This window comes from Paraburkholderia sp. J7 (assembly GCF_905220155.1).
In the GTDB taxonomy this organism is placed as follows: domain Bacteria; phylum Pseudomonadota; class Gammaproteobacteria; order Burkholderiales; family Burkholderiaceae; genus Paraburkholderia.
This window is the reverse complement of record NZ_CAJMYZ010000113.1, coordinates 1-379: the sequence shown is the minus strand read 5'-3', so window position 1 is coordinate 379 and position 379 is coordinate 1. Positions and strand designations below refer to the sequence as shown.

The following is a 379-nucleotide window of genomic DNA, read 5'->3' as shown; positions in this document are numbered from 1 at the left end:
GCTCGAAGCGATCCTCACCGACTGGTCGCTGACGAAGGGCGGCCTTTACTTCGTCACGCCGTCGGCGCGCGCGCGGCCAGCAAAGGTGGCGGCGCTGTCCGATTACTTCGCCGGGCATCTTTCCGATCCAGCGTGGCGATGGCCCAAGCCCTGAAGCGGCACCCAATCATTGCATTTATGCAATGATTGGTTTCAAACAATTCTATTTCGCAAATATCTCCCGATCCGTATTCTCCTTTCCATCGGCTGCACGACATCGCGTCGCAAGCCACTCAACCACACGGAAAGGAGAATCACGATGAACACGCACGCCACCCCGAACACGCCCGATACCGCAACCGTCGCCTTCCTCGATGCGCTCAACAGCGGCACCGGTCCG

1 protein-coding gene and 1 pseudogene are annotated in these 379 nt (G+C 59.4%); one reads left to right on the top strand and one right to left on the bottom strand.

Annotation, left to right across the window (positions count from 1 at the left end):
• Positions 1 to 154 (top strand): annotated as a pseudogene (locus tag U5A58_RS40560) (LysR family transcriptional regulator); the annotation flags it as partial.
• Positions 155 to 192: 38 nt separating this feature from the next.
• On the opposite strand, the gene U5A58_RS40555 reads toward U5A58_RS40560, so the two are convergent.
• The coding region (locus U5A58_RS40555; RefSeq protein ID WP_321918151.1) for a hypothetical protein at positions 193 to 379 on the bottom strand (187 nt) is incomplete at its 5' end.